Below are 24,392 nucleotides of genomic sequence, written 5' to 3'. Positions count from 1 at the left end.
ACCGGCAGGCCGCAACGGCCCTCACACCCCGCTTGCCCCCTGCCGTTTCAGTCCAGGACCCCGGGGCCCGCCAGGCCCCCACCCCCTCCAGGAGGAGCCATGTCCCACCTGAACTCCCGGCTGATCTGCATCCTCGCGGCCGGCCTCTTCGCAGGCGGAACCCTTTCCGCCCAACAGACCTTCGGCGCCTTCAAGGGCCGCGTGACCGACAAGGCCACCGGCGCCCCCAAGGCCGGCGTCGTCGTCACCATCGAGAACCAGGCCACCGGCTACACCCGCTCGGTCCAGTCCGGCGCCGACGGCACCTTCCGCTTCGTCGCGGTGCCCCTGGGCAACTACCGCATCCTCTTCAAGGCCTCGGACTCCACCGCCGCCATGATCCGCACCTCGATGCTGGGCGCGGAGACCGACGCCAGCGTGGCGATGGCCCCGGCTGCGACCGCCACGGTGACGGTGGTGAGCACCGCCGGCACCGTGGACCAGGCCAACACCACGTCCGCCGAGATCGGCGTGAACGTGCCCGCCGACCGCCTCGAATCCCTGCCCGTGCTCAGCCGCAACGTGGTCTCGGCAGCCGTGCTGGCCCCCGGCGTGCAGCTCATCGCCGGGTCCAACATCGACCCGACCAAGAAGAGCTCCACGTACATGACCACCGGCGACGGCGCCGGCCGCGGCACCAACTTCAACATCGACGGCGGCGACAACAACTCCACCGACGTGGGCGGCTACGTGTCGCCCATCCCCCTGGACGCCATCGGCGAGTTCCAGGTGGTGACCAACCAGTACAAGGCGGAGTTCGGACGCTCCAACGCGGGCTTCTTCAACGTCGTCTCCAAGGCCGGCACCAACGCCTTCTCGGGCATCATCAGCGGCCAGTACACGGACCAGTCCATGCGGGCCAGGACCACGGACGAAGGGACCAAGAAGGACAACAAGAGCCAGGTCTTCGCGGCCACCGTCTCCGGCCCCATCCTCAAGGACCGCCTCTTCTACATGTTCTCTGCGGAGAAGAAGAACGAGAAGTCGGTGCCCACCACGTTCGCCGCGGACGCCCTCGCGGCCTACCCGGCCCTCAACGGCATCATGGCCGAGCTGAAGGAGACCAACCTCTACGCCCGCATCGACTGGATGCCGACGACGATGACCAACGTGACCTTCACGTACGCCTACGACAAGAACGAGACGCCCAACCAGGCCTTCTCCCACACGACGGCGGTCTACGGGCGGGTCGATCCCTCCATGCTGGGCACGAGCCAGAACAAGACGAACCGCTTCGGCCTCAAGGCCACCACCAGCTTCACCCCGAACCTCATCTGGGAAAGCAACCTCATCTACTTCGACTACACCAATGCCATCGTCCCCAACGGCATGGGGGACACGGTCGGCAACCTCCAGGTCCGCACCGCCAACAGCTCCCTGCTGCCCCTCCAGGCCCAGCAGCTCGGCCGCGTGGGCCACGACCCGAACGCCACCCAGAACACCGGCATCAAGCGGGTCCAGTGGCGCAACGACTTCACCTACGTCCTGGGTGATCACAGCTTCAAGGCCGGCCTGGACATCATGCAGTACAAGTACGCCGACCAGGTCCTCTTCTATCCCGAGACCGGGGCCTATGTGTTCGGCGTGGTGGGGGTGCCCTTCGGGCCCAACCTCTGGAATGCCAGCACCGCCAGCACCTACCCGGTCCAGGCCAACGTGAACGTGGCCTACGTGATCATGCGCCCCGCCGGCCTGCAGGAGGGCGACAAGATCAAGCAGTACGGCTTCTACGCCCAGGACGACTGGACCCTCAGCCCCAAGCTGTCGGTCTACCTCGGCATCCGGGCCGACAAGGACACCTGCTTCGAGTTCATGGACAAGTGGAAGGACCTGTACCAGCAGATCTACAACGCCAACCCCAACCTCCTGCACGGGTCCACGCCCCCCAAGGACAAGACCTACGTCTCGCCCCGGATCCAGGTCCTCTACAAGCCCAACGGGGATGACAGCGCCACCTACAAGCTCGGCTACGGCCGTTTCGTGGCCAACGTCATCGACAACGTCACCGGCTACAGCCGGGCCCTCAGCGACCACGCCAATGGCCTGACCCGCAGCACCATCTACAACGGGGCCGCCCTCGCCGCCAGCGGCGCCGCCGGCAGCGCCACGGTCGCCAACTTCTCCGCCGGGACGACCCTCACCACTGTCAACGGCCATGCCGTGGTCCTGCCCGCCGACCTGACCCCCTACAACTACGTCCACAACGTGAACGGGCTGCGGGACTACTTCCTGAACACGGTCAACGGCTGGCTCTCCCAGGCCAGCTTCGCCACCGCCGGCAAGCAGCTCATGGCTTCCGACTTCCAGTACCCCACCACCGACGTGTTGAGCCTGGGCGCCACCTGGAAGATCGGCGATCACCAGAGCCTCGACATCCAGTACATCTTCAACCGCACCACCCACGCTTCCGTCCAGTTCACCACCGACGGCAGCAACCCCTACGTGTGGTCCCCCAACGCCCAGGGCCTGACCTGGACGGGCAACGCCAATGCCCAGCGCGACACCCGCGACCAGGGCGACACCGTGTTCCTCTCCAACCAGACCTCCCGCAGCAACCAGCTGCAGGTGAAATGGGCCTACACCTCCGCCAAGATCTCCGCCGTGTTCAACATCGTCGCCAAGGACATCCGCTCCTCCTACGGCGGCGCCTCCAGGGCCTTCGACCAGAACGGGAACGCCGACTTCTACGGGACCGGGGCGCTCTATGTCTGGAAGCCCAACCCCGAGCGCAAGGCCGTGGGCACCGAGAACTTCTCCGGCTCCTTCGCCTTCAATTACGCCTTCGACATCGGCACCAAGGTGGGCCTGCTGGGCACCTGGCACAGCGGCAAGTTCTACGACGTCTACCAGGGCTACAACTCGGACACGGACGCCAACGGGAACCCGATCTGGATGGCCGGCGCCAACCTGGCGCACCCGAACATGGTCATCGGGACCGGCACCGGCGACTGGGCCATGGACCTGGGGCTGCGGATCAGCCATCCGTTCAAGATCTGGAGGAACGCGGTCCTGGAGCCCTTCCTCCAGATCTCCAATCTGCTCAACAACTATGACTACGGTTCCAACTACGTGAACACGATCGCGTCGACCAAGACCCTGACCGGCGCACCCGTCTACACGGGCACCACCGTCGTCCCGCGCACGGTGGTCGCCAACACGGCCTTCGGGACCCGCGGCCTGAACTACCAGGCCAACAGCCCCCGCACCGCCGCCTTCGGCTTCCAGCTGAAGTTCTAGGCGACCCGCGCCACGACGGACAAGGGCCGGGGTTCTCCCCGGCCCTTGTCCGGTCGCGGGGCCCTACCAGGTGAACCGGGCGTCCTGCTCCAGGAGCCGCACCCGGGGGTCCCCCAGGGCCTCCAGCTCGGGCAGCATCACCGCCCGGTCCCCGGGGGTCAGGTGGTAGATGCCCACCGGCACGTCCCGGCGGAGCTTCGCCAGCTCCCGCGCCAGTTTGCGGGGGGTGAGGTGCTTGGAGGCGTCCGCCAGCCAGTCCTGGGCGTTGGGGAAGCTGCACTCCGTGATGAAGAGGCGGAGGTCCGGGGCGGCGTTGGCCGCCGCGTAGATGCGGTCCGTCTCCGCGGTGTCCGAGGTGAAGGCGAAGGCGCTGCGGCCGTCCTCCACCAGGTAGCCCACGGTGGGGACCAGGTGGTTGACGGGGACCGGCGTCACCCGCAGGCCCTCCACCTCGTAGACCCGGCCCGGCTCGATCTCCGAGAACCGGATGATCGGGTTGTCGGGACTGGGGATCACGGAGAAGTCGGGCCAGATCTCGTCGTTGAAGAGGTGCCGGCGCAGGGCGTCGAGGGTCTCGGGCAGGGCGTGGATCTCCACGGGGACGTCCGTGTGGCCGAAGATGTTCTTCGTGTAGAACGGCAGCGTGCAGATGTGGTCCAGGTGGGAGTGGGTGATGAAGATCTGCCGGATCCCCACCTGCTCCTCCAGGGTGAGGGCCTGGGTCAGGCTGCCCGCGTCGATGGCGACCACGCCGTCGACCAGGAGGCCCGTGAGCCGGTGCCCCTCGGCCTCCCCCCCTGAACAGCCCAGAACGCGCAGCTCCATGCGGCCTCGTGATCGGGTCCCCTCCTGGGTCCGAACACACCAATCTTCTTGGGATCGCCCACCGGGGTCAACCACCTTTGCTAATCTCGAACCATGCGGGCGCACCTCCAGTACCTCCTCCTCGACGGGTTCGACCCCGATACGGGGGAACTCGCCCTGCGCGTGCGCGTGGAGTCCGAGTCCGCGCCGGGGCTGCGCTACCTGCGGCTCAAGCTGCACCTGGGCCGCACCGGGGACCCGCTCCAGCCGCTGCGCCGCGAGCTGCAGACCCACGTCCAGATGCCCATTCCGACCCTGTGGGACCGCGGCCTGAAGATCGTCATCCGCGCCGTGGAGGACGAGCTGTCCGCGCCGGAGGGGCGCGATCCCGCGCGGTACACCTGGGTCCGCACCCAGATCCTCCACCCCACCGACGAGCGCCGCGGCACCCTCACCCACCCCATCGCGCGCCAGGCCGAGATCCTCTGGGACTGGGCCCTGCGGGCCGAGCAGGAGGGGGACGCCGGCCACGCCATCGAGGTGCTCGAGCGGCTCCTGCTCCTGGCCCCGGCCCACCGGTCCGCCCTGGAGCACCTGGCCTCCCTCCTGCGCAGCGAAAGCATGGTCGAGGAGCTCCTGGAGGTGAGCGACCGCCTCCTGGCCCTGGATCCCCGCGACCCCGAGGCCCTCCTGCGACGGGGGGAGTGTCTCCTGGCCCTGGGCCGCCACGCCGAGGCCGGCGAGGCCTTCGGGCGGATCCTGAAGGCCAACCCGGTCCATCCCCTGGCCCACCTGGGGGCCGCCCAGGCCCGGAGCCTGGCCGGGCAGGACCCCTTCCCCCACCTGGACGCGGCCCTGGAACTCGACCGGGAGGCCACCCTGTCCGTGCTCCGGGAGACCTTCGACTACCGCATCGCCGGTCCCATCCCCTACGAGAACGCCTACCCCCTGGACCTCCTCCCCGCCCTGCTCGGCGTCACCCCGGCCGAGATCCAGGCCTTCCGCGACCAGCGGGGCCTGCCGGTGAACGGCCATGAAGACACCGTCCGGGAACCCGAGCTGAGCCGGTGGGTGAACGTCCAGAACCGCTACCAGCTCCTGCCCATGGCCCTGCACTGGCTCGCCCCCACCCCGCGCCAGATCCCCCAGCTCCCCCCCACCCTCTGAGAGGCCCCATGACCGCCCTGCTCACCACCGACCTTCCCCTGCCCGCCTTCCGGCGCGGCAAGGTCCGCGATGTGTACGACCTCGGAGCGAGCCTGCTCATCGTGGCCACGGACCGCATCTCGGCCTTCGACTGCATCATGCCCGAGGGCATCCCCGGCAAGGGCCGGATCCTCACCCAGGTGGCGAACTTCTGGTTCGGCGCCACCCGCGACATCCTGCCCAACCACCTGGAGGCCACGGACCCCGCCGACTACCCCGCCAGCCTCCAGGCCCATCGGGACATGCTGGCCGGGCGCTCCATCCTCGTGCGCCGCACCCGGCCCCTCCCCGTGGAATGCGTGGTGCGGGGCTACCTGGCGGGCTCCGGCCTGAAGGAGTACCAGAAGTCCGGCACGGTCTGCGGCATCGCCCTGCCCCCGGGCCTCCGCAATGCCGACCGGCTCCCCGAGCCCATCTTCACGCCGAGCACGAAGGCGGAGGAAGGGCATGACGAGAACATCGACTTCGCCACCATGGCCGGCCTCATCGGCGCGGACCTGGCGGCCCAGGTCCGGGAGGTGAGCCTCGCCCTCTACCGCCGCGGTTGCGAGCTGGCGGCAGCCCGGGGGATCCTCCTGGCCGACACCAAGTTCGAATTCGGCCTCCTGCCGGACGGCAGCCTCATCCTCATCGACGAGGTCCTGACCCCGGACTCCAGCCGCTACTGGCTCGCGGACGCCTGGCAGCCGGGCGCCAACCCGCCCAGCCTCGACAAGCAGTTCCTCCGGGACTACCTGGAGGCCCTCCCCGGCTGGAACAAACAGCCGCCCGCGCCCCACCTGCCCGACCACGTGATCGAAGGGGTCCGCGCCCGCTACCTGGACCTGGCCGCCCGCTTCGGCATCCAGGCCTGAGCCTCTCCCCGGGCGGACCCGCCGCAGGGCGGGCCGTCCGGGTCAGGAGAACGCCGCTTCCGCCGCCCGCACCAGGGCGGCATCCCCGCCCAGGAGCAGGAACCGGAGCCCGGCGGGCTCAAGCAGGGCCTTCAGGGCCTCGTTCACGTCCCGGACGGCCACCCGGTCCACCTCGGGCCCCAGCGCGGGGTCCAGGAGGCCATCCTGGAGGGCGTGGACCTGTTCCCGGGGGTGGAGGGGGAGGGCGGCGAGCCGCGCCCGCCAGCGGTCCCGGGCCCGCGCCACGTCCCGCTCCGTGAAGCCCTGGCTCCGCAGCCGCTCGAGGGCGTCCTGGAGGGCCCGCACGAGGCCCTCCCGGCCTTCGGCGCCGGCCTTGGCCTTCACGAGGAGGGGCCTGCCCTCGGCCAGGCTGCAGGACAGGATGATCCCGGGTCCGGCGACGGAGGGCACCTGCTCCAGGAGCAGGGCCAGGATTTCCCGGACAGGCCTTCGCACGGCCGTCGCCTCCCGCCCCGCCCACAGCTCCGCGTCCGTGGAAGCGTCCAGGACGGTGCGCAGGCGCGGCGGGTCCGGCGTGGGCCGGGGGGCGGCGGCCTTGGCCGGGCGCCCGCCCCAGAGGCCGAAGTGCAAGTGCACCAGCTCCTTGGCCTGGGTGAGGCTCAAATCCCCGTGCAGGACCAGGGTGGAGGCTTCCGGTCGGACGACCGCGCGGTGGAAGGCCACCACGTCCTGGAAGCCCAGGGCCGCCAGCCCCTCCGGCGAGGGGGGCAGCTCCACATCCCGGGCGCCCAGGCTCCAGAGGAAGCGCCCCTCGCCCCGGTCCCAGGCGTCGGCCGTTTCCAGCCTGCGCAAGAGGGCCTGGCGCTGGGCCTCCACGAGCGGCACCTCGAAGACGGGGCGGAAGACGGCGTGGGCCAGCAGCTCCAGGGCCGGTTCCTGGGCGCGGCTGTCCGTGGCCAGGGTCCAGGTGAATCCGTCCCGGCGGGCCTGGAAGGCGAAGGCGGCGCCCAGATCATCCAGGCTCCGGTCGAAATCGGCCCGGGACAGGGGACCCGCGCCCCCCGCGCGCAGCACCGCCGCCAGGAGGGCGGGAAGGCCCTCCTGGTCCTGCGGCACGTCGGCGAGGTCCCAGCGGGTCACCAGCTCCACGCGGATGAGGGGCTGGTCATGGTTCTCCAGGAGCACGCACCGGAGGCCTGAGGGAAGGGTGAAGGCCTGGGGGCCCGCCTGGAGGGCGGTCACCGCGGCCCCGCTGAGGAGCCAGGCCAGGGGCGCGCCGAACCTCACGGGGCCACCTGCGCTTCCAGGAGCTTGAGGGTCTGTTCCCGCTCGGAGGGGCTGAGCATGCGCAGCTGGCGGATGGCCTCCCGGAGGATGCGCTGGGCCGCCACGGGATCCTCCAGGCGGCGCTGCACGAGGACGGTCAGGGCCTGGAGGAGGCGGGCCTCGATCCGGTCCATGGGCTGGAGCAGGGGATCGGGGCCGAAGAGGGCGACCGTCATGCGGGCGGGCACCAGGTAGGTCCGTGCGGCAGCCTGGATGTCCGTGGCGCGCAGGGCCCGCTCGCCCGAAAATGCCCGGAAGGCCGTCCGCCAGTCCCCGGATTGGCAATGGGAGGCCCCCAGGGCCTGGACGAGGGCCGCCCCGTCCTCCTGGAGGAGGATCTGCCGGGTCTCCAGCTGGTTCTGCGCCCACCGGACCTCCACCTCGGCCAGGGGCTCGCGCTGGAGCCGGAGGATCTCGCCTTCGATCGCCTGCTCCAGTTCCCCGAGGGCATGGCCGGGGGCCGGTTCCGCGTTGATGACGAACAGGTTCACGTCCCGCTCCCCCGGCACCCCCACGTCCAGGGTCAGCTTCCGGGCCAGCCCGCGGGTCGTGACCAGCCCCTGGATGAGCCGGGCGCTCGGACTTCCCGCGAGGACCTGGGCGAGGGCCTGGAGGGCCGGGCCGTCCGGGTGGTTGGAGCGCGGCACGCGCCAGCCGAAGATCACCCGGGTCTCCCCGCTGGTGCTCACCTGGAGCTTGCGCCCCGCCGGCGACTCGAGGGCGCTCGAGGGATTGTCGTCCCGGTAGGGCGGCGCCTCGGGCGCGGGTCCGCCCTTGATACGGCCGAAGGTCCGCTCCAGCACCGGGGTCAGGGTGGCGGCCTCCAGGTCTCCCGCCAGCACGAGGAGCATCCGGGCGGGCACCAGCTGGGCCCGGGCCAGGTCCCCCAGCTGGGCCAGGGTGATGGCCTCCAGATCGCCGCGCTGGAACTCGGAAGCCTGGGCGTAGGCCCGCCCCGCCAGGGCCATGGACAGGAGGACCGACAGGGAGGCCGCGACGGGGGGCTCGCCCGCGTCCAGGGCCTGGAGCAGGCGCTCCCGCTCCAGCGGGAAGCGGCACAGGGACGGCGCGGCCAAGTGCTCGGCCTCGAGGCGGAGCCAGCCCGGGAGGTTCGCCGCGGGCAGGTCCACGCCGAAGGCCAGGTAGTCCGCCGTCACGTCCACGGCCCGGCGGGTGCCGCCCAGGGCGTCCACCTCATCCCAGGCCTCGGTGGGGGCCAGGCGGGCCTGGATGGTCTTCAGGGCCTCCGCGTGCATCGTCTGCAGGCTGGTCAATTCGGGCGAGGCGGTGTGGTCCGGCCGGCGCTGGCGGAGCCGTTCGAGGCGCAGATCCTCGAAGGCGGCCGCCTCCTGGCGCAGGGTGACCTCCAGATCCCGGCCGAGGCTGGGCGCCGGCAGGCGCCGGAACAGGCTGTAGGCGAGCAGGTCGGCGGCGCCGGGCGGCAGGGCGCCAGTGGCCGCCCGGCCCCCCATCAGGAAGAGGCCGGCGCGCACCGCGCCGGTGCCCGGGCGCTCCACCATGAGCACCTTCACCCCGTTGCCGAGGGTCCGGTCCACCACCTCGGGGAGGCGCGCCGTCTGGGCCGCGCACCCCGCGGCCACGGCCAGGAACATGAACGCTGGAAGGGCTGGGACCCGCATGGGTCCAGATTACCCCAAACGGCGTCAGTGCACCGTGATCGCGCCGTTGGTGGTCTCCAGGACGATCTTCTGCTCCCGCTTGCCCGGCACCTTCACCTTCGCCGAATGCTTGGAGCTCTCGATCACCGTGGCCCCGGGCACCCGGATATCGATCGCGCCGTTGGAATTCTCGGCCTGGATCTCGCCGGAGGCCCGCCCCAGCACGACCTCGATGCCGCCGTTGGTGGACTCCAGGTGGATCCCCTCGCCCCAGCCCTCCAGCCCGCGCGCGATGATGGAGCCGTTCGTGGTCTCCAGGTGCACGCCACCCTCCACGTCCTCGATGCGGATGCGCCCGTTGGTGGTGCCGCCCTTGATGCGGGCCCGCAGGTTCCGGGCCTCGATGGTGCCGTTCGTCGTCTCGGCCAGGGCCTCGCCGGCCAGGTCATGGAGGACGATGTCGCCGTTCGTGGTCTCGCAGCGCGCGTAGCCCTCCAGCGCCTCCACCGTGACGGTCCCGTTGATGGTCCTGAAGTGGGCCAGGATCTTGCGAGGCACGTTGAGGGTCATCTCGCACCGGGGCGACGGGGAGAAGCCGAAGCTGAAGACCACGACGGGCTGCTGGTACTGGGCCTCGATGTCCAGGTCCTGGCCCTTGCGCTGGACGACGAGGTCGATCCGGCGCTTGGCGCTGTCCCGGATCTGGGCGACGAGGGCCACCTCCTCCTTGTCCCAGCCGGAGACGCGGATGGCGCCGTTGCGGTTCTTCACCCAGAGCTTGGAGCCCGGGGCCAGCTTCTCGTTGCGGGTCTCGGTGCGGGAGCCCGATCCCGGGCCTTCGCCCGCGGAGAGGGTCTGGGGGCCTCCGGCCAGGCAGACTGCGCACGCGGTCAGGACGACGCCGAGCTTCATGGGACCACCCTCCTCACCTAGATAACGTATCAGGGTCGGGAAAACTTAGTGCCACGAGGGGATGCTATCGTTGGGGGATCCTGGAGCCCCCCGATGATCCGCGTTCCCGTCAGCCTCCTCCCCCACGGCCAGGGCCTCCCCCTTCCGGGCAGGGCCACCCCCCACGCGGCGGGCATGGACCTCCGGGCCGCCCTGCCCGAAGGGGAGGCCTGGACCCTGGCCCCCGGGGAGCGGAAGCTGGTGCCCACGGGCCTGGTCATGGCGATTCCCGAGGGGTGGGAGGGCCAGGTCCGGCCCCGCTCGGGCCTCGCCCTGCGCCACGGGGTCACCGTCCTGAACGCCCCCGGCACCATCGACGCCGACTACCGGGGCGAGGTCGCGGTGGTCCTCGTGAACCACGGCGCGGAGCCCTTCACCGTCGCCCGGGGGGACCGGATCGCCCAGCTGCTCCTGGCGCCGGCCCCGGCCTGGGACTGGGCCCCCGAAACGGAAGCCGCCGCCCTGGGGGAGACCCAGCGCGGCGGCGGGGGCTACGGCTCGACCGGCCGGAGCTGAAGGCTACTTCTTGGGAGCGGCGGGCTTGCCAGCGGGCTTGCCGGCGGGCTTTTCCGCGGCGGGGGCGCCGGAGGCGTACTTGGCGTCGTAGCGCTTGGCGACCTCGTTGGTGAAGGTCAGCATCCAGCCCTCCTCGGCGTAGGCCACGATCCCCTGCTGGTACTGGAGCACCAGCTGGAGCTTCTGTTCCTTGGCCAGGGCCTCGACGATGGGCCCGACCTCGGCCTGGAACTGGCCGACGACCTTCTGCTGGATCTTCTGGAACTCCTGCTGGCTGTCCTCCTGCAGCTTCTTGAACTCGAACTCCAGGTCGCGGAGCTGCTTCTGGATCTGCTCCCGGCCGGAATCGCTGATGCTGGGGGACTGGAGCTGGGCCTGGAGCCGGGCGCCCTCTTCGCTCTTGCCCTTGAGCTTGTCCTCCAGGTTCTTCTTGGTCACGTCGAGCTCGGCGAAGAGCTGGCGGCCGCGGACGGACTTCGTGATCAGCTGGTCGGGGACGAGGAAGGCGAGACGGGGGGTCACGGGCTCCTGGGCGGCGAGGGTGGCGACGGCCGCGAGGGGCAGCAGGAGGGTGCGGATGTTCATGGTGGGCTCCGGACTTGCGGGTGTGGGTTGTCGAGGCTAGAAGGTGGTGCCGATGCTGAACTGGAACTGGGTCCGGCCCTCGGCGTCGAAGTCGTAGGGATTCAGCTTGCGGGCCCAGATCAGGCGCAGCGGCGCGGGGCTGATGGGAAGGAAGAAGCGGAACTCCAGGCCCGTGCTGCGGCGCAGGGATTCGGAGAAGACCCGCCTGCCCTCGGCCCAGGCGTTGCCGGCGTCGTAGAAGGCGACAATGCGGAACTGGTCGGCGATCTTGAACTGGTACTCGGCGTTCAGGATCAGCTGCTTGTTGCCGCCGACCACCACCCACTGGCTCGTGTTGTCGCGGAAGGCGGTGCCCACCTGGCCGAAGTTGTAGCCGCGGATGGTGTTCTCACCGCCCGGCCGGTAGAGCTCCCAGATGGCCATGTCGGTGCCGGACAAGTTGCGGAGATACCCGTAGTTGGCGTTGAAGCCAAAGATGTGGCGGTCATCCAGGTTGGCCCACTTGGCGAACTCGATGGAAGTCCGGACGAAGGGCCGGTCGCCGCCGAACTGCCAGCCGCCGTACTCCAGGCCGAAGCCGATCTTCGTGCCCGCGGTGGGCTTGAAGGGGTGGTTCACCGTGCTGTAGGTGATGGAGTTGCTGATCGTGGAGGTCAGCTGCTGGCTGGTGTCGCGGAAGTAGTAGTTGCGGCCGCCGATCACCTGGAGGATCCGGAAGGCGTAGCCGACCTGGTACGTGGTGAACCAGGCCCAGGTCTTCCCGGGGATGAAGGTGGCCAGGCGGGTGCCCATGGAAACGCCCAGGGCGCGGGTCTTCTGCTTGTAGGCGTAGGCCGCGCCGACCCGGGAGGCATCGTAGTCGGTGGTGCCGTCCGAGATGCTCGTGGTGAGCGAGTAGGGCAGGTCGAAGATGTAGGGTTCAGTGAAGGAGATCGAGGCGATCCGCTGGTACTTGCCGCCGTTGTAGCTGACGGAGAGGGTCTCGCCGCCGCCGCCCAGGTTGCGGGTGGAGAAGCTCAGGCCCAGGGAGAAGCCGAGCACCGACCCGTAGCCGCCCTGGAACAGCACCTCGTTGACGCCGGACTCCTCGCCCTTGATCGTGATGTCGACCTGGGTCTTGTCGGGCACGAGGTCCACCTTGGGCTCGCTGGCCTTCACGTCGAAGAAGCCCAGCTGGCCGAGGCCGGTGAAGGAGTCCTTGAACACCTCGGTCTGGAAGGGGTCGCCCTCCTTGAGGATCATGGCGCGGCGAAGCACCTTGTCCTTGGTCGTGGTGTTGCCCTCGAAGTTGATGTGGCGGACGGTGTACATCTCGCCCTCGTCGACCTTGAGGGTGACGTCCACCTTCTTGACGCCGTCCTCCTCGCGGACGTCCAGCTTCTTCTCGGCCCGGAACATGATGTAGCCGAGGTTGCTGTAGGCCTCGCGGATCTTGTCGACGCCGGTGTTGAGGGAGTCCAGGTCGAAGGGGCGCTTCTCGCCGGGCTTGGGGTCCCCGAGGTCGGGCTTGATGCTGAGGAGCTTGGCCAGCCAGGAGTGGTTGTCCCGCCGCGCCTCGGCGATCTTGGCGCGGTAGAGCCGCTCGCCGCCCTCGCCCTTGAAGACCTCGTTGTTCCCCTCCACCTTGAAGGTGCCCTGGGAGAAGCTCTCGCCCTCGAGGATGGGGATGGTGAGCTCGGCCCGGAGGTCGTACTTGGGCGACTTGGCCTCCTTGATGCGCTTCTCGTTCTTGATCTTCTGCCGCGCCGTGGTCTTGTCCTCCACCACGATGGTGGGCTTGCCGACGAAGACGTCCTTGTAGCCCATCCGCCAGTAGGCCTTGCGGATGTTCTGCAGGTCGTCCTCGAGGTTCTTCTCCACGAGCAGGTCGTGGGAGGTCAGCCAGCTGAACATCCAGTGCCGCCGGGTCTTCTCCATGACCTTGGCCAGCTTCGCGCTGGAGATGGCCTTGTTCCCGCGGAAGGAGACGCGGTAGATGCGGACCTTCCCGCCCTCCTTGATGTCGAACACGAGGCGGCTCGTGGTCTGGCTCATGGGCTCAAGGGACACGTCGATCACGGGATTGCGGTAGCCCTTCTCGGCGCACTGGTCGACGATCAGGTCCTTGATCTTCCGGGCGGCCTCGGGATCGTAGAGGGTGTCCGGGTTGATCGCGAGCTTCTTCTCCTTGATCTTGTCCTTGACCGAGGTGAGGCCCACCTCCGTCCCGCCCCGGTAGTCGACTTCCTTGATGAGGGGCCGCTCCCGGACCTGGATCGTGAGCTTCTTGCCGTCGCCCTCGTCCTCGGCCAGGAACTTGATGTCGTCGAAGGCATTGGTGGCCCAGAGCTTCTCAAGGACGGCCGTGAGGTCCACCGTCCGCAGGTCGTCGCCCACCTTCAGGCCGGTCTTGAAGATGATGGTCTCCGGCGTCTGCTTCTGCGATCCGACCACCTCGATGTGGGTGATGACCTCGGAATCCTGGGCGAATCCGGGCAGGCCCTGGAACGCCAGGGCCATGGCCAGGGTTGGCAGAACCCGGCCCCAGAGGGGGCGTCCGGGGGTCGGGCTCGGGGCGGTCTTGCTCAGGCTCATTCACAATCCATCACAGTTGGTTTGGCATTCAAATCCCTAGGCCAGGGCGGCTATCGGGAGAGCTGGGGGATTTCCATGGAAACCGGGGCCCCGCCTAGGCGGAGGCAGCCATCATCCCTGGACCTCCGCGGGCTGGGCTTCGGCCGGGGCCGAGGATTCAGTGAACAATGGGACTAGTTTCTCATCAACCACATCGAAATGGACGACCCCGGCGGGCACGGTCTCCTGGGCGACCATGAGCTCGGCCAGGGGATCCTCCACCTGCTTCTGGATGGCGCGCCGGAGGGGGCGGGCCCCGTAGGCCCGGTCCCGCACCGTGGTCCGGACCAGCCAGTCGCAGGCCTCGTCGGTGAGGGTGACCTCCAGGCGGTGCTTCTGCAGGGTGAGGTTGAGGTCGGCGATGAGGAGGCGGACGATCTTGCGGAGCTCCTCGTCGCCCAGGCGGTTGAACACCACGATCTCGTCGATGCGGTTCAGGAACTCGGGGGGGAAGGTGCGCTTGAGCACCTTGAGGGCGTCGCCGGCCTTGGCATCTGGCCGGTCATCCTTTTCCCCGAATCCGAGGTTCTTGTCCGGGAGGAGCTCCCGGCTGCCCACATTGGAGGTCATGATGATAATGGTGTTCTTGAAATCAACTTGGTTCCCGAAAGCGTCCGTGGCCTGCCCGTCGTCGAAGATCTGGAGCAGCACGTTCATGAGGTCCGGGTGGGCCTTTTCCATCTCGTCGAAGAGGATGACGCAGTAGGGGTTGCGGCGGATGCGGTCGGTCAGCAGGCCGCCCTCCTCGTAGCCCACGTACCCCGGAGGGGCCCCGAGGAGCTTGGAGACCTCGTGCTTCTCCATGAACTCGGACATGTCGAAGCGGATCATCTTCTTGGGGTCGCCGAACAGGAAGCCGGCCAGCGTCTTGGCCAGCTCCGTCTTGCCCACGCCCGTGGGGCCGAGGAAGAGGAAGGAGCCCATGGGACGGTTGGGGTTCTTGAGCCCGGTCCGGGCGCGGCGAACGGCCCGGCTCACGGCGCTGACGGCGGCTTCCTGGCCAATCACGCGCTCGTTGATGTGCCCTTCCATGTTGGCCAGGTTGGCCTTTTCCTCGTTCTTGAGGGCCCGGACGGGAATGCCCGTCCAGGAGGCGACCACGTCCTCGATGTCCGCCTCGGTCACTTCGGCGAACCGCTCGTAGTCCTCCTCGGTGGGCTCCCCCTGCCCGCCGCCGGTGAGCTGCTCCCGCAGCTGGACCTCCTTCTGGCGCAGCAGGACGGCCCGCTCGAAGTCCCGGTTCAGCACGGCCTCGTTCATCTCCGTGATGACCCGGTGGAGCTCCTCCTCGGTCTTGTGGGCCTCGCCCACCACCCCGCCGGTGCGGAGCTTGACCCGGGCGCCGGCCTCGTCGAGGAGGTCGATGGCCTTGTCGGGCAGGTAGCGGTCGGTGATGTAGCGGTTGGAAAGGGCGACGGCCGCCTGGAGCGTGGCCTGGCTGTACCGGACCCGGTGGAACAGCTCATAGCGGCTCCGGATGCCCTCCAGCACCCGCAGGCTCTCGCCCTCGTCGGGCGGGGCCACGTTCACGGGCTGGAAGCGGCGCACCAGGCTCCGGTCCTTGTCGATGTACTTGGCGAACTCCTTGTGGGTCGTCGCGCCGATGCACTGGATCTCGCCGCGGGAGAGGGCCGGCTTCAGGATGTTCGCGGCGTCGAGGCTGCCTTCCGCCGCCCCGGTGCCGATGATGCTGTGGATCTCGTCGATGAAGAGGACCACGCTGGGATCCTTGGAGGCCTCCGCGATGATCGACTTGAGCCGCTCCTCGAACTGGCCGCGGTACTTCGTCCCGGCCACCACCAGGCTGAGGTCCAGGGCGTAGATCCGCTTGTCCTGCAGGCTCGGGGGCACGAGCCCCTCGTAGATCTTCTGGGCCAGGCCCTCCACGATGGCCGTCTTGCCCACGCCGGCCTCGCCGAGGAGGATGGGGTTGTTCTTCCGGCGGCGGCTGAGGATCTGGATGATCCGCTCGACCTCGGTCTCGCGGCCGATGAGGTTGTCGAAGATGCCCCGTTCGGCGAGCTCGGAGAGGTTCCGGGCGAACTCCGCCAGGAGCGGGTGCTCCTTCTTCTTCTTGGCGATCTTCTCCTCCTTCGTGGCCTCCAGGAGGATCTCCTTGGCCGCGATGAGGTCGGCTCCGGCCTCCTTCAGGAGGCGCCCCGCCAGGCCCTGCTCCTCCTTGAGCATGCCCAGCAGCAGGTGCTCGGCCCCCACGTGCTTGTGGTTGAGCTTCGCGCTCTCCTGCGTCGCGTGCTGGAGGATCCGCTTGACCTCCTCCTCCATGGGGATGTCGATGCTCGTGGAGGACGGGGTGAGGCGCTTGTCCCGGGGGCTCAGCGCCGAGATGAGACGCTCCCGCAGGAGGTTGGTCTGGACTCCCATCCGATCCAGCAGCTGGATGGAAGTCTTCTCGGCCTCCCGGAGCAGGCCCAGGAGGAGGTGGCCGCTCTGGATGCTTTCGGATCCGAACTGGCTCGCCTCGTAGCGGGCGAAGAACATCACGCGGCGGGCTTTTTCTGTGAACTTCTCGAACACGGCGGCACCCCTGGGGATCCTTCCGTGACCCGCTCCCCCGCTGGGAGAGAAGGCCGGACAATAAAGGGTAGCCTCTTCCGTCCGCCATGTCCCCAAATGGTTCCGCCCCCCGCCGGGGCCGATTCCGGCGCCGGCCAGGCCCGGGAATTCGTCCTGGGACGGGGATCCCCGGCCGGTTATTCTGGAGGATGGGGGTTGATCCATGCGCGGTCTTTCCGAGAATCTGGCCATCCTGGGCCTGCAGTGGGGCGATGAGGGCAAGGGCAAGCTGGTGGACCTGCTGAGCGCCCGGTTCAAGAACGTCGTTCGCTTCCAGGGCGGCAACAACGCGGGGCACACCGTCGTCGTCGAGGGCCAGAGCATCGCGCTCCACCAGGTGCCCAGCGGCGCCCTCCACCCGGGTTGCTTCCTGGTCGTCGGCTCCGGCGTCGTCCTCAACCTGGAGGTCTTCCTCCAGGAACTGGACCGCCTCCGGCAGCGCGGCTTCGAGCTCACCGGCCGGCTCCTGATCTCCGACAAGGCCCACATCATCCTGCCCCACCACATCGCCCTGGACCGCTGGCGGGAGGGGGGCTCCAACAAGATCGGCACCACGGGCCGGGGCATCGGGCCCGCCTACGAGATGAAGGCCGCCCGCATGGGCGTGCGCATGGGCGACCTCCTGCACCCGGAGACCCTCCAGGCGCGCATCAGCCACGGCTACCAGGAGGTGCGCCACCTCCTGGGTCCGGACGCCCCCCTCGCCTCCCTGGAGGAGACGGCCGCCGCCCTCCTGGCCACCGCCCAGCCCCTGCTCGGCATGATCGGGGACATCCAGGACCACCTCTGGCAGGCCTGGCGCCGGGGCGAATCCATCCTCTTCGAGGGCGCCCAGGCGACCCTCCTGGACATCGACCACGGCACCTACCCGTTCGTCACCAGCTCCAACTGCTCCATCGGCGGCCTCTTCACCGGCACCGGCCTCCCCCCGAAGGCCCTGTCCCACGTCCTGGGCGTCGCCAAGGCCTACACCACCCGGGTCGGCGCGGGCCCCATGCCCAGCGAACTGCTGGACGCCACGGGCGACCGCATCCGGGACCTGGGCCGCGAATTCGGCACCACCACCGGGCGGCCCCGCCGCTGCGGCTGGTTCGACAGCGTCATCACGCGCCATGCCTGCCGGGTCAACGGCGTGGACGGCCTGGGCCTCATGAAACTGGACGTCCTGGACGGGTTCGACCAGGTGGGCCTCGTCGTCGGCTACCGCGACGGGGAGGGCCGGGTCACCGGCCGGGTTCCCGCCATGGTGGAGGACTGGAAGGAGATCCAGCCCGAAATCAAGTATTTCAAGGGCTGGACCGCCCCCACCCGCGGCATCCAGGACCCCGCCAAGCTGCCCGCCGAGGCCCAGGTCTACCTGCGCGCCCTGGAGGAGAGCGTGGAGACCCCCATCGCCTACCTCAGCACCGGCCCCGACCGGGTCGAGGGCTACGTGGCCCCCGGGAGCTTCCTGGAGCCCCTGCTCAGCTAGGGTGTGTTCGTAATCTAGGATAGTAATGGCTAATACCCATCCGTGCCGGAGCATGGAGGAGCTGGAATAGTGAGTCTGTGCTGCAGTGCCTGATGGCGCCGCGCATTCGCAGCATCCTATTGGAACGCGGAGGCGCGGAGGATCTCGCTGAGGCTCGCGGAGAAAGGATCAAGCCCTTGTATGTATCACCCGCTTGATTCCACCGTCTTTGAAAGGCCACTGACGGAAATTGAGGAGCAGGCCGACCTCCATTCCGCCTTAGCCTCCACGACCACCAGGTCGTCAACCAGCAAATCCAGCCGGTAGGCCCGCTCAACCACAAGCCCCCTCCACTCGATATCCAGGAAAACCTCCCGCTTCACCTTATGGCCGGCCAGTCTCAGGGAGTGCGCCAGACAGACCTTGTAGGGATCTTCCAGGAGTCCGTGCCCCAGAGCCTTCTGGATCTCGATGGCCTCCCCGATGATGGCCTGGGTGATCTCCTTGTGCGGATGATCCTCCCCGTCGACCTCTCCCCAATGCCTTCCCATCACGCCTCCCGTTGGGACGTGTCATTGGGAGGTGGCAGGTTCCAGGAGCGCTTTCCTCCGCGACCCTCTGCGAGATCCTCCGCGCCTCCGCGTTTCATAGGGTTGTGTATAAAAGCTTCTGTAAGTTAGCGCCCGCGCCATTTCCGGCGGCCGGGTAGCAAAGGGGCCACTGGCTCCAGTAGGTTGGTTGTGTCGAGCAAGCAATCTACGAAAGGAAGCCAATGGCCGAGTTGAAGTTTGAGGTCCCCGAAGGGACTGTGGAAGGACTGTTTTCGGAACCGAGCGGGGAAGGCTTCCGGGTGCTGGTGGAAGCGGTGGCCCAAGCCCTGATCAACAGCCAGGCCGAGGCCCACTTCGGGGCCCCCTGGAACGCCCGCGGCATGGAGCGCCCCAACGGCTACCGGAACGGCTACAAGTCTCGGGGGTTCCAAACCGTGGCTGGTGCCCTGGATCTCTCGATTCCCCAGGCCCGGAGCGGCGGCTTCCGGCCCTCCCTTTTCGACCGGTGGCAGCGCTCCGAGCGTGCCCTGCTGGCGGCCTGCGGGGAGATGGTTCTGGCCGGCGTTTCCAACCGGAACGTGAGCCGCCTGGCAGAATCGGTCGTGATCGATCGTGTGGGTCGGGAAATTGGGCTAGGAAACGACGGGGGCCTGGCCGCCTCAGGGGTCCCGCCCCTTCAGATCCCCGCGGGGCTGCGGCGGGGCGCCAGGGCCCGGTCCTTCTCCTGGATGGGGCTGGGCCCGGGGGCTCCTCCCGGAGCGCCCGCGCCGCTTCCCGCGGCGGCGCCACGGAATCCCTCATGACCCCATCCACGGAAAAGGGGCACCCCTGGCGGGGTGCCCCTTCCCTAGACCTTCACGCGGGTTACTCCGCGGCGGCTTCGGCTTCCTTCGGCTCGGGGAGGACGTAGTCCACGAGCTCGATGATGGCCATGTCCGCGGCGTCGCCGAGGCGGTGGTCGGTCTTCAGGATGCGGGTGTAGCCACCCTGACGGCCAGTGAAACGACCGACGAACTCCTGGTTGAACAGCTTCTCGACGGCGGCCTTGTTGCCGAGCCGGGCCATGGCCAGGCGGCGGTTCGCGACGGTGTCCTTGCGGCCCAGGGTGATGAAGGGCTCGACGAACTTCCGGAGTTCCTTGGCCTTGACCAGGGTGGTCTCGAGCCGCTCGTGGGTGACGAGGGAGATGGCGAGACCCTTCATGAGGGCTTTGCGCTGGTTCGTCGTGCGGCCCAGGCGCTTGCCAGAACAATTGTGACGCATGGGTTCTCCTTAGACTTCTTGTTCGATGCGCATGCCGAGGGAGAGGCCGATGCGGGCGAGCTCGTCCTTGATCTCCTGGAGCGACTTCTTGCCAAAGTTCTTGGTCTTCATCAGCTCCGCCTCGGTGCGCTGCACCAGCTCGCCGATGGTGGTGATGTTGGCGTTGCGCAGGCAGTTGTTGGCCCGAACGCTCAACTCAAGTTCCTCCACCGACTTGCCCAGCATGCCGTTGACGCCCTCGGTGGTGAGGATGGCGCCGCCCGGCTCGACCTCGACCGCATCCTCGTCCTGACGGGCGAAGATGAGGAAGTGCTCGCGCAGGATCAGGGCGGAATCGCTCACCGCGTCCTTGGGATCGACGGTGCCGTTGGTCCACACCTGCAGGGTGAGCTTCTCGAAATCGGTGCTGTGACCGACGCGGGCGGGCTCGACCATGTAGTTCACGCGGACGATGGGGCTGTGGTTGGAATCCAGGGGAATGAACCCGAGGCCCAGCTTCTCGTCCAGGTTGCGGTCCGCCGTGACGAACCCGCGGCCCATGGAGACCTGGATCTCCATCTCCAGCTCGCCGTCCTCGCCGAGGGTGGCGATGTGGACGTCGGGGTTCATCACCTCGACGTTCTGGTTGCAGCGGATGGAGCCGGAGGTCACCACGCCTTCGCCCTTGTGGCTGATCGTGACGATCTGGGGCTGGCTGGAGTGGAGCTTGAAGGGGATTTCCTTGAGGTTGAGCAGGATGTGGGTGATGTCTTCCCACACGCCGGGCAGCGCGGTGAATTCGTGCTGCACGCCCTTGATGCGGACGTTGGTCACGGCGGCGCCCTGGATGCTGCTCAGCAGCACGCGGCGCAGGGCATGCCCGCAGGTGGTGGCGAAGCCCCGTTCGAAGGGGTAGGCGACGAACTCGCCGTACGAGCCCGTCTTGGACCCCGGAGTCACCTCCGCGAAACGCGGCCGCTGGAAATCGCTGATGTTCAGCATTCAGGTCCCCCCTTACTTGCTGTAGAGTTCGACGATCAGCTGCTCATTGATGTCAAGAGGAACATCTTCCCGCTTGGGAACTGCGATCACCGAGCCCTGGAAGGCGGCGGCGTCGAGGGTGAGCCACTGGGGAATACCACGGCCGGCCGCGGTCTCCACGGAGGACTTGACGACATCGTTCGCCTGGGCCCGGGCGGAGATCGAGATGACCTGGCCGCTCTTGGTCTGGTAGCTGGGAATGTCGCAACGCTTGCCGTTGACCAGGATGTGGCCGTGCATGACCATCTGCCGGGCGGCGGCGCGGCTGGGGGCGAACCCGAGCCGGAAGACGACGTTGTCCAGGCGGCTCTCCAGGAAGGAGAGCAGGTTGTGGCCGGTCACGCCCTTCTTGGCGTCGGCGCGTTCGAAATAGAGGCGGAACTGCTTCTCGAGCACGCCGTAGATGCGCTTGACCTTCTGCTTCTCGCGCAGCTGCAGGGCGTAGCCCGTGGGCTTCTTGGCCTTGGCGGCCCCGTGCTGGCCGGGGATCTTGCCCTTGCGGGTCTCGAAGGAGCACTTCTCCTTGAAGCAGCGCTCACCCTTGAGATAAAGCTTCATGCCCTCGCGGCGGCAGAGGCGGCAGACGGCGTCTTGGTAACGAGCCATGTTTCTCTTCCTCCTCTCTTAAACCCGGCGCCGCTTGGGAGGCCGGCAGCCGTTGTGGGGGATGGGGGTGACGTCGCGGATGCTCGTCACGGAAATGCCAGCGGCGTTGAGGGCGCGGATCGCGCTCTCACGGCCGGCGCCGGGGCCCTTCACGCGGACATCCACGCTGCGGATGCCCTGCTCCTTGGCGGCCTCGGCGGCCACCCCGGCGGCGATCTGGGCGGCGAACGGCGTGCCCTTCCGGGTGCCCCGGAAGTTCTGGTTGCCGCTGGAAGCCCAGCTCAGCATGTTCCCCATGGGGTCGGAGATGGAGATGATCGTGTTGTTGAACGAGGCCTGGATGTGCGCCACGCCGTGGGGTACGTTCTTCTTTTCCTTCTTCTTGACCACCTTCTTGCCGGCGGTCTTGGACTGGGTCTTTGCCATGTCAGTTCCTCAACTTACTTCTTCTTGCCGGCCACGGTCTTGCGCTTGCCCTTGCGGGTCCGCGCGTTGGTGTGCGTGCGCTGTCCACGGACGGGCAGGCCCTTGCGGTGCCGGAGGCCCCGGTAGCAGCCGATGTCCATGAGACGCTTGATGTCCATGCCGATGTTCTTGCGGAGGTCACCCTCCACGGTCTCCTCGGCGGTGATGACGCGGCGGATGCGACCGATCTCGTCCTCGGTGAGGTCCCGCACCTTGGTGGAGAAGTCCACCTTGGCCCGGGTCAGGATGCTCTGCGCCTTGGGGCGCCCGATGCCGTAGATGTAGGTGAGCGCGATCTCGATGCGCTTGGCGATGGGCAGATCGATACCTGCGATGCGTGCCATGCTTGCTCCTTAGCCTTGGCGCTGCTTGTGCTTGGGATTCTTCTTGCAGATGATCCGGTTGATGCCTTCCCGGCGGACCACCTTGCAGTGCTCGCACAGCTTCTTGATAGACGGCCTGACTTTCATGGGTTTCCCCCAGGGTTTACGTTCGGGTTACTTGAATCGGTAGATGATGCGTCCGCGGGTCAGATCGTAGGGCGTGACCTCCACCAGGACCCGGTCCCCCGGGAGGATGCGGATGAAGTTCTTCCGCATCTTGCCACTGATGTGGGCAAGGACCTGGTGCTTGTTCTCGAGCTCCACCCGGAAGACGGCGTTCGGCAAGGACTCCACCACTGTGGCTTCGAGCTCAATGGCTTCTTCTTTGCTCAATGCTGCTCCCGGAATAGGTCGAGGATGGTCCCGTGGATCTCGTCCGGCGAACGGAGGCCGTCCACGGAGCGGTAGTGGGTCGTTCCCTTGTAGTGGGCCTGGAGGGGCTGGAACGTGGTGTTGAATTCCGCCATCCGGGACCTGAAGGCCTCGCTGCAGTCGTCAGCCCGGTGCTTCAGGGGACTTCCGCAGACGTCGCAGACGCCTTCCTTCAGGGGGGGTCTTGTCTCCAGGTGGTAGATGGCGCCGCAATCGTTATTGCTGCAAACCCTGCGGCCTACCACCCGCGCTTCGAGGGCGTGCTCGGGGACATGGATGTCTATCACGTATCCAAGGCTGAGACCCCGGTTGGAGAGGAAGGTCTCCAGGGCTTCAGCCTGAGCTAGGGTGCGTGGATAACCATCGAACAGCACGTCGCCGGTTTCGTTCTGCAGCCGCGCGAAAACAAGACCGTTGACCGTGTCGTCGTCCACAAGTTTGCCAGAGGCCATGATGGCCTTGGCCCGAAGGCCGATTTCCGTCCCTTTCGAGACGGCATCTCTCAGAATATCACCCGTAGACAGGTGAATCAAAGACATTTTGGCGACCAGGCGCTTGGCCTGGGTCCCCTTGCCGCAACCGGGGGCGCCGAGGAGAATGTGAACCTTCATGACCGCGCCCCTCCCTTGGCCAGCCGGCCCCCGCGGATCCTGCCCTTCTCCAGGAAGCCGTCATAGCGACGCATGACCTGGTAGCTCTCGAGCTGGGCCACGGTGTCCATGGCCACGCCCACGACGATGAGGAGGGAGGTGCCGCCGAAGTAGAAGTTCAGGCCCGGCATGCTGTTGGTGATGATCAGGGGGACGATGGAGATCACGGCGAGGTAGACCGCGCCGGCGAAGGTGAGCTTGGACAGGATGCTGTCCATGTAGACGCTCGTCTCCTTGCCCGGCCGGATGCCGGGAATGTAGCCGCCGGACCGCTTCATGTTCTCGGCGGTCTCGTCGGGGTTGAAGACGATGGAGGTGTAGAAGAACGCGAAGAAGATCACCACGCCCACGAAGATCGGGGTGTAGGTCCAGAAGTGGCTCTGGGGGCTGACGTAGCTCGAGGCCTTGGCCAGCCACTCCCAGTGGGTGAACTGGGCGATGGTGGCGGGGAAGAAGATGACCGAGGAGGCGAAGATCACGGGCATGACGCCGGCGGTGTTCACCTTCAGGGGCAGGTACGAGCTGCGCTGGCTGGCCATCCGGGAGGAGTCCACCCGGCGGGCGTAGTGGATGGGGATGTTCCGGTAGGCGTTCTCCACCAGGACGACGGCGAGGACGACGACGGCCATGCCGGCCACCAGGAGGATGAACACGCCCGGAGGCGCCACGTTGCCCGCGTTCTTGAGGGACGCGGTGAACATGGTCCCGATGGTCTCGAGGGCCTTGGGCAGCCCCGCCACGATGCCGGCGAAGATGAGGAGGGAAATCCCGTTGCCCACGCCGCGGTCGGTGATCTGTTCGCCGATCCACATCACGAAGATCGTGCCGGTGGCCAGCGTCCAGGCGCACAGGAGCTTGAAGCCCATGCCCGGGTTGATCACGACGTCAGGTCCCAGGCTCTGGGCCAGGGAGGCGATGCCGAAGCCCTGGATGAAGGCCAGGCCGACCGTGAGGTAGCGGGTCCACTGGTTGATCTTCTGGCGCCCCGCCTCGCCCTCCTTCTTCTGGAGGTTCTCGAGGGTGGGCACCACGGCCCCCATCAGCTGAAGCACGATGGAGGCCGTGATGTAGGGGGTGATGCCCAGGGCGAACACCGAGAACTTCTTGAAGGCGCCGCCCGAGAACAGGTCGACCACGTTCAGCAGGTCCCCCGCCTTCCCCAGGTTCTTGGCCAGGGCCTCGGCGTTGACGCCGGGCACCGAGACGTGGACCCCGAGCCGGTAGATCACCAGCAGCCCCAGGGTGAACAGGAGCCGCTTGCGAAGTTCGGGGTTGGAGAACAACTGACGGAGCTTTTCCATGCTTTTC

At 67.8% G+C, this 24,392-nt stretch carries 23 protein-coding genes; 6 read left to right on the top strand and 17 right to left on the bottom strand.

Annotated features, from left to right (window positions below; all coding sequences use genetic code 11):
• The first annotated feature begins 99 nt into the window (after positions 1–99).
• On the top strand, positions 100–3,276 hold the full coding sequence (locus R2J75_RS01620; RefSeq protein WP_316410943.1) for a TonB-dependent receptor: 3,177 nt from the start codon (positions 100–102) through the stop codon (positions 3,274–3,276).
• 63 nt (positions 3,277–3,339) lie between these two features.
• Here R2J75_RS01620 and R2J75_RS01615 read toward each other — a convergent pair whose 3' ends face one another.
• Positions 3,340–4,101, bottom strand: a complete 762-nt coding sequence (locus R2J75_RS01615; RefSeq protein ID WP_243334454.1) for an MBL fold metallo-hydrolase — start codon at positions 4,099–4,101, stop codon at positions 3,340–3,342.
• A 93-nt stretch (positions 4,102–4,194) separates the two neighbouring features.
• Between R2J75_RS01615 and R2J75_RS01610 the strand changes: the two genes are divergently transcribed.
• The gene (locus R2J75_RS01610; protein ID WP_243334457.1) at positions 4,195–5,247 is read left to right on the top strand and encodes a tetratricopeptide repeat protein; all 1,053 of its coding nucleotides are present in this window, start codon (positions 4,195–4,197) and stop codon (positions 5,245–5,247) included.
• Positions 5,248–5,255: 8 nt separating this feature from the next.
• On the top strand, positions 5,256–6,140 hold the full coding sequence (locus tag R2J75_RS01605) for a phosphoribosylaminoimidazolesuccinocarboxamide synthase (protein WP_316410942.1): 885 nt from the start codon (positions 5,256–5,258) through the stop codon (positions 6,138–6,140).
• Between the two features lie 42 nt (positions 6,141–6,182).
• Here the strand turns inward: R2J75_RS01605 and R2J75_RS01600 are convergent, their stop codons facing one another.
• The 3 genes from R2J75_RS01600 to R2J75_RS01590 are packed head-to-tail and all read right to left on the bottom strand — an operon-like array spanning position 6,183 to position 9,997.
• Positions 6,183–7,427 (bottom strand): M16 family metallopeptidase, encoded by a 1,245-nt coding sequence (locus tag R2J75_RS01600; protein WP_243334461.1) that lies wholly within the window; start codon positions 7,425–7,427, stop codon positions 6,183–6,185.
• Positions 7,424–9,106, bottom strand: coding sequence for a M16 family metallopeptidase (locus tag R2J75_RS01595; protein WP_316410941.1), 1,683 nt, complete (start codon positions 9,104–9,106; stop codon positions 7,424–7,426). The genes R2J75_RS01600 and R2J75_RS01595 overlap by 4 nt, the downstream gene beginning before the upstream one ends.
• A 24-nt stretch (positions 9,107–9,130) precedes the next feature.
• Entirely contained in the window at positions 9,131–9,997 is an 867-nt protein-coding gene (locus tag R2J75_RS01590) for a DUF4097 family beta strand repeat-containing protein (RefSeq protein ID WP_243334468.1), read from the bottom strand.
• A gap of 93 nt (positions 9,998–10,090) precedes the next feature.
• Between R2J75_RS01590 and dut the strand changes: the two genes are divergently transcribed.
• Positions 10,091–10,552, top strand: coding sequence for a dUTP diphosphatase (gene dut, locus R2J75_RS01585; RefSeq protein WP_243334470.1), 462 nt, complete (start codon positions 10,091–10,093; stop codon positions 10,550–10,552).
• A gap of 3 nt (positions 10,553–10,555) precedes the next feature.
• Here dut and R2J75_RS01580 read toward each other — a convergent pair whose 3' ends face one another.
• The 3 genes from R2J75_RS01580 to R2J75_RS01570 form a co-directional block, all read right to left on the bottom strand.
• Complete coding sequence (locus R2J75_RS01580) at positions 10,556–11,137, bottom strand: OmpH family outer membrane protein (protein ID WP_243334472.1); 582 nt, start codon at positions 11,135–11,137, stop codon at positions 10,556–10,558.
• A 36-nt stretch (positions 11,138–11,173) separates the two neighbouring features.
• Positions 11,174–13,711, bottom strand: a complete 2,538-nt coding sequence (locus R2J75_RS01575) for a BamA/OMP85 family outer membrane protein (RefSeq protein ID WP_243334474.1) — start codon at positions 13,709–13,711, stop codon at positions 11,174–11,176.
• A 111-nt stretch (positions 13,712–13,822) separates the two neighbouring features.
• Positions 13,823–16,285, bottom strand: coding sequence for an ATP-dependent Clp protease ATP-binding subunit (locus R2J75_RS01570; protein WP_316410940.1), 2,463 nt, complete (start codon positions 16,283–16,285; stop codon positions 13,823–13,825).
• A 202-nt stretch (positions 16,286–16,487) separates the two neighbouring features.
• Here R2J75_RS01570 and R2J75_RS01565 point away from each other — a divergent pair, with 202 nt between their 5' ends.
• Entirely contained in the window at positions 16,488–17,795 is a 1,308-nt protein-coding gene (locus R2J75_RS01565; RefSeq protein ID WP_243334477.1) for an adenylosuccinate synthase, read from the top strand.
• A gap of 185 nt (positions 17,796–17,980) precedes the next feature.
• Here R2J75_RS01565 and R2J75_RS01560 read toward each other — a convergent pair whose 3' ends face one another.
• A complete protein-coding gene (locus tag R2J75_RS01560; RefSeq protein WP_243346661.1) occupies positions 17,981–18,325 on the bottom strand; it encodes a GxxExxY protein in 345 nt (114 codons plus the stop codon).
• A 221-nt stretch (positions 18,326–18,546) separates the two neighbouring features.
• Here R2J75_RS01560 and R2J75_RS01555 point away from each other — a divergent pair, with 221 nt between their 5' ends.
• Positions 18,547–19,128, top strand: coding sequence for a transposase (locus tag R2J75_RS01555; protein WP_316410939.1), 582 nt, complete (start codon positions 18,547–18,549; stop codon positions 19,126–19,128).
• Between the two features lie 61 nt (positions 19,129–19,189).
• Here the strand turns inward: R2J75_RS01555 and rplQ are convergent, their stop codons facing one another.
• From rplQ to secY, 9 genes are read right to left on the bottom strand one after another with little or no spacing between them, the layout of a single operon-like run.
• Positions 19,190–19,588: a 50S ribosomal protein L17 gene (gene rplQ, locus R2J75_RS01550; RefSeq protein ID WP_243330339.1), complete on the bottom strand. Its 399-nt coding sequence runs from the start codon at positions 19,586–19,588 to the stop codon at positions 19,190–19,192.
• A 9-nt stretch (positions 19,589–19,597) separates the two neighbouring features.
• Positions 19,598–20,569 carry a DNA-directed RNA polymerase subunit alpha gene (locus R2J75_RS01545; RefSeq protein ID WP_243330336.1) on the bottom strand — a complete coding sequence of 324 codons (972 nt, stop codon included), beginning with the start codon at positions 20,567–20,569 and terminating at the stop codon, positions 19,598–19,600.
• A gap of 12 nt (positions 20,570–20,581) precedes the next feature.
• Positions 20,582–21,214, bottom strand: a complete 633-nt coding sequence (gene rpsD, locus R2J75_RS01540) for a 30S ribosomal protein S4 (protein ID WP_243330333.1) — start codon at positions 21,212–21,214, stop codon at positions 20,582–20,584.
• An 18-nt stretch (positions 21,215–21,232) separates the two neighbouring features.
• Entirely contained in the window at positions 21,233–21,640 is a 408-nt protein-coding gene (gene rpsK / locus R2J75_RS01535) for a 30S ribosomal protein S11 (protein ID WP_243330331.1), read from the bottom strand.
• Positions 21,641–21,654: 14 nt separating this feature from the next.
• Positions 21,655–22,023 (bottom strand): 30S ribosomal protein S13, encoded by a 369-nt coding sequence (gene rpsM / locus R2J75_RS01530; protein ID WP_243330329.1) that lies wholly within the window; start codon positions 22,021–22,023, stop codon positions 21,655–21,657.
• 9 nt (positions 22,024–22,032) lie between these two features.
• Positions 22,033–22,149: a 50S ribosomal protein L36 gene (rpmJ, locus tag R2J75_RS01525; RefSeq protein ID WP_243288424.1), complete on the bottom strand. Its 117-nt coding sequence runs from the start codon at positions 22,147–22,149 to the stop codon at positions 22,033–22,035.
• Positions 22,150–22,176: 27 nt separating this feature from the next.
• Complete coding sequence (gene infA / locus R2J75_RS01520) at positions 22,177–22,395, bottom strand: translation initiation factor IF-1 (RefSeq protein WP_243330327.1); 219 nt, start codon at positions 22,393–22,395, stop codon at positions 22,177–22,179.
• Positions 22,392–23,045 (bottom strand): adenylate kinase, encoded by a 654-nt coding sequence (locus R2J75_RS01515; protein WP_243330324.1) that lies wholly within the window; start codon positions 23,043–23,045, stop codon positions 22,392–22,394. The genes infA and R2J75_RS01515 overlap by 4 nt, the downstream gene beginning before the upstream one ends.
• The gene (gene secY / locus R2J75_RS01510) at positions 23,042–24,385 is read right to left on the bottom strand and encodes a preprotein translocase subunit SecY (RefSeq protein WP_243330322.1); all 1,344 of its coding nucleotides are present in this window, start codon (positions 24,383–24,385) and stop codon (positions 23,042–23,044) included. Before secY ends, R2J75_RS01515 begins: the two co-directional genes overlap by 4 nt.
• Positions 24,386–24,392 lie beyond the last annotated feature (7 nt).

Origin of the sequence: Mesoterricola sediminis (genome assembly GCF_030295425.1) — a bacterium.
Classification (GTDB): Bacteria; Acidobacteriota; Holophagae; order Holophagales; family Holophagaceae; genus Mesoterricola; species Mesoterricola sediminis.
The sequence above is the reverse complement of the archived record's forward strand: the minus strand, read 5'-3'. Positions and strand labels throughout refer to the sequence as shown.

What these genes read in the sequence shown, in the direction of transcription:
- R2J75_RS01555 (WP_316410939.1), top strand. Translation starts at nt 18,547, where the DNA reads ATGGCCGAGTTGAAGTTTGAGGTCCCCGAAGGGACTGTGGAAGGACTG.
- rpsK (WP_243330331.1), bottom strand. Translation starts at nt 21,640, where the DNA reads ATGGCAAAGACCCAGTCCAAGACCGCCGGCAAGAAGGTGGTCAAGAAG.
- R2J75_RS01575 (WP_243334474.1), bottom strand. Translation starts at nt 13,711, where the DNA reads ATGAGCCTGAGCAAGACCGCCCCGAGCCCGACCCCCGGACGCCCCCTC.
- R2J75_RS01545 (WP_243330336.1), bottom strand. Translation starts at nt 20,569, where the DNA reads ATGCTGAACATCAGCGATTTCCAGCGGCCGCGTTTCGCGGAGGTGACT.
- R2J75_RS01515 (WP_243330324.1), bottom strand. Translation starts at nt 23,045, where the DNA reads ATGAAGGTTCACATTCTCCTCGGCGCCCCCGGTTGCGGCAAGGGGACC.
- secY (WP_243330322.1), bottom strand. Translation starts at nt 24,385, where the DNA reads ATGGAAAAGCTCCGTCAGTTGTTCTCCAACCCCGAACTTCGCAAGCGG.
- rpsD (WP_243330333.1), bottom strand. Translation starts at nt 21,214, where the DNA reads ATGGCTCGTTACCAAGACGCCGTCTGCCGCCTCTGCCGCCGCGAGGGC.
- R2J75_RS01560 (WP_243346661.1), bottom strand. Translation starts at nt 18,325, where the DNA reads ATGGGAAGGCATTGGGGAGAGGTCGACGGGGAGGATCATCCGCACAAG.
- R2J75_RS01610 (WP_243334457.1), top strand. Translation starts at nt 4,195, where the DNA reads ATGCGGGCGCACCTCCAGTACCTCCTCCTCGACGGGTTCGACCCCGAT.
- dut (WP_243334470.1), top strand. Translation starts at nt 10,091, where the DNA reads ATGATCCGCGTTCCCGTCAGCCTCCTCCCCCACGGCCAGGGCCTCCCC.
- R2J75_RS01580 (WP_243334472.1), bottom strand. Translation starts at nt 11,137, where the DNA reads ATGAACATCCGCACCCTCCTGCTGCCCCTCGCGGCCGTCGCCACCCTC.
- R2J75_RS01595 (WP_316410941.1), bottom strand. Translation starts at nt 9,106, where the DNA reads ATGCGGGTCCCAGCCCTTCCAGCGTTCATGTTCCTGGCCGTGGCCGCG.
- R2J75_RS01615 (WP_243334454.1), bottom strand. Translation starts at nt 4,101, where the DNA reads ATGGAGCTGCGCGTTCTGGGCTGTTCAGGGGGGGAGGCCGAGGGGCAC.
- R2J75_RS01605 (WP_316410942.1), top strand. Translation starts at nt 5,256, where the DNA reads ATGACCGCCCTGCTCACCACCGACCTTCCCCTGCCCGCCTTCCGGCGC.
- R2J75_RS01620 (WP_316410943.1), top strand. Translation starts at nt 100, where the DNA reads ATGTCCCACCTGAACTCCCGGCTGATCTGCATCCTCGCGGCCGGCCTC.
- rpmJ (WP_243288424.1), bottom strand. Translation starts at nt 22,149, where the DNA reads ATGAAAGTCAGGCCGTCTATCAAGAAGCTGTGCGAGCACTGCAAGGTG.
- R2J75_RS01565 (WP_243334477.1), top strand. Translation starts at nt 16,488, where the DNA reads ATGCGCGGTCTTTCCGAGAATCTGGCCATCCTGGGCCTGCAGTGGGGC.
- rplQ (WP_243330339.1), bottom strand. Translation starts at nt 19,588, where the DNA reads ATGCGTCACAATTGTTCTGGCAAGCGCCTGGGCCGCACGACGAACCAG.
- R2J75_RS01590 (WP_243334468.1), bottom strand. Translation starts at nt 9,997, where the DNA reads ATGAAGCTCGGCGTCGTCCTGACCGCGTGCGCAGTCTGCCTGGCCGGA.
- rpsM (WP_243330329.1), bottom strand. Translation starts at nt 22,023, where the DNA reads ATGGCACGCATCGCAGGTATCGATCTGCCCATCGCCAAGCGCATCGAG.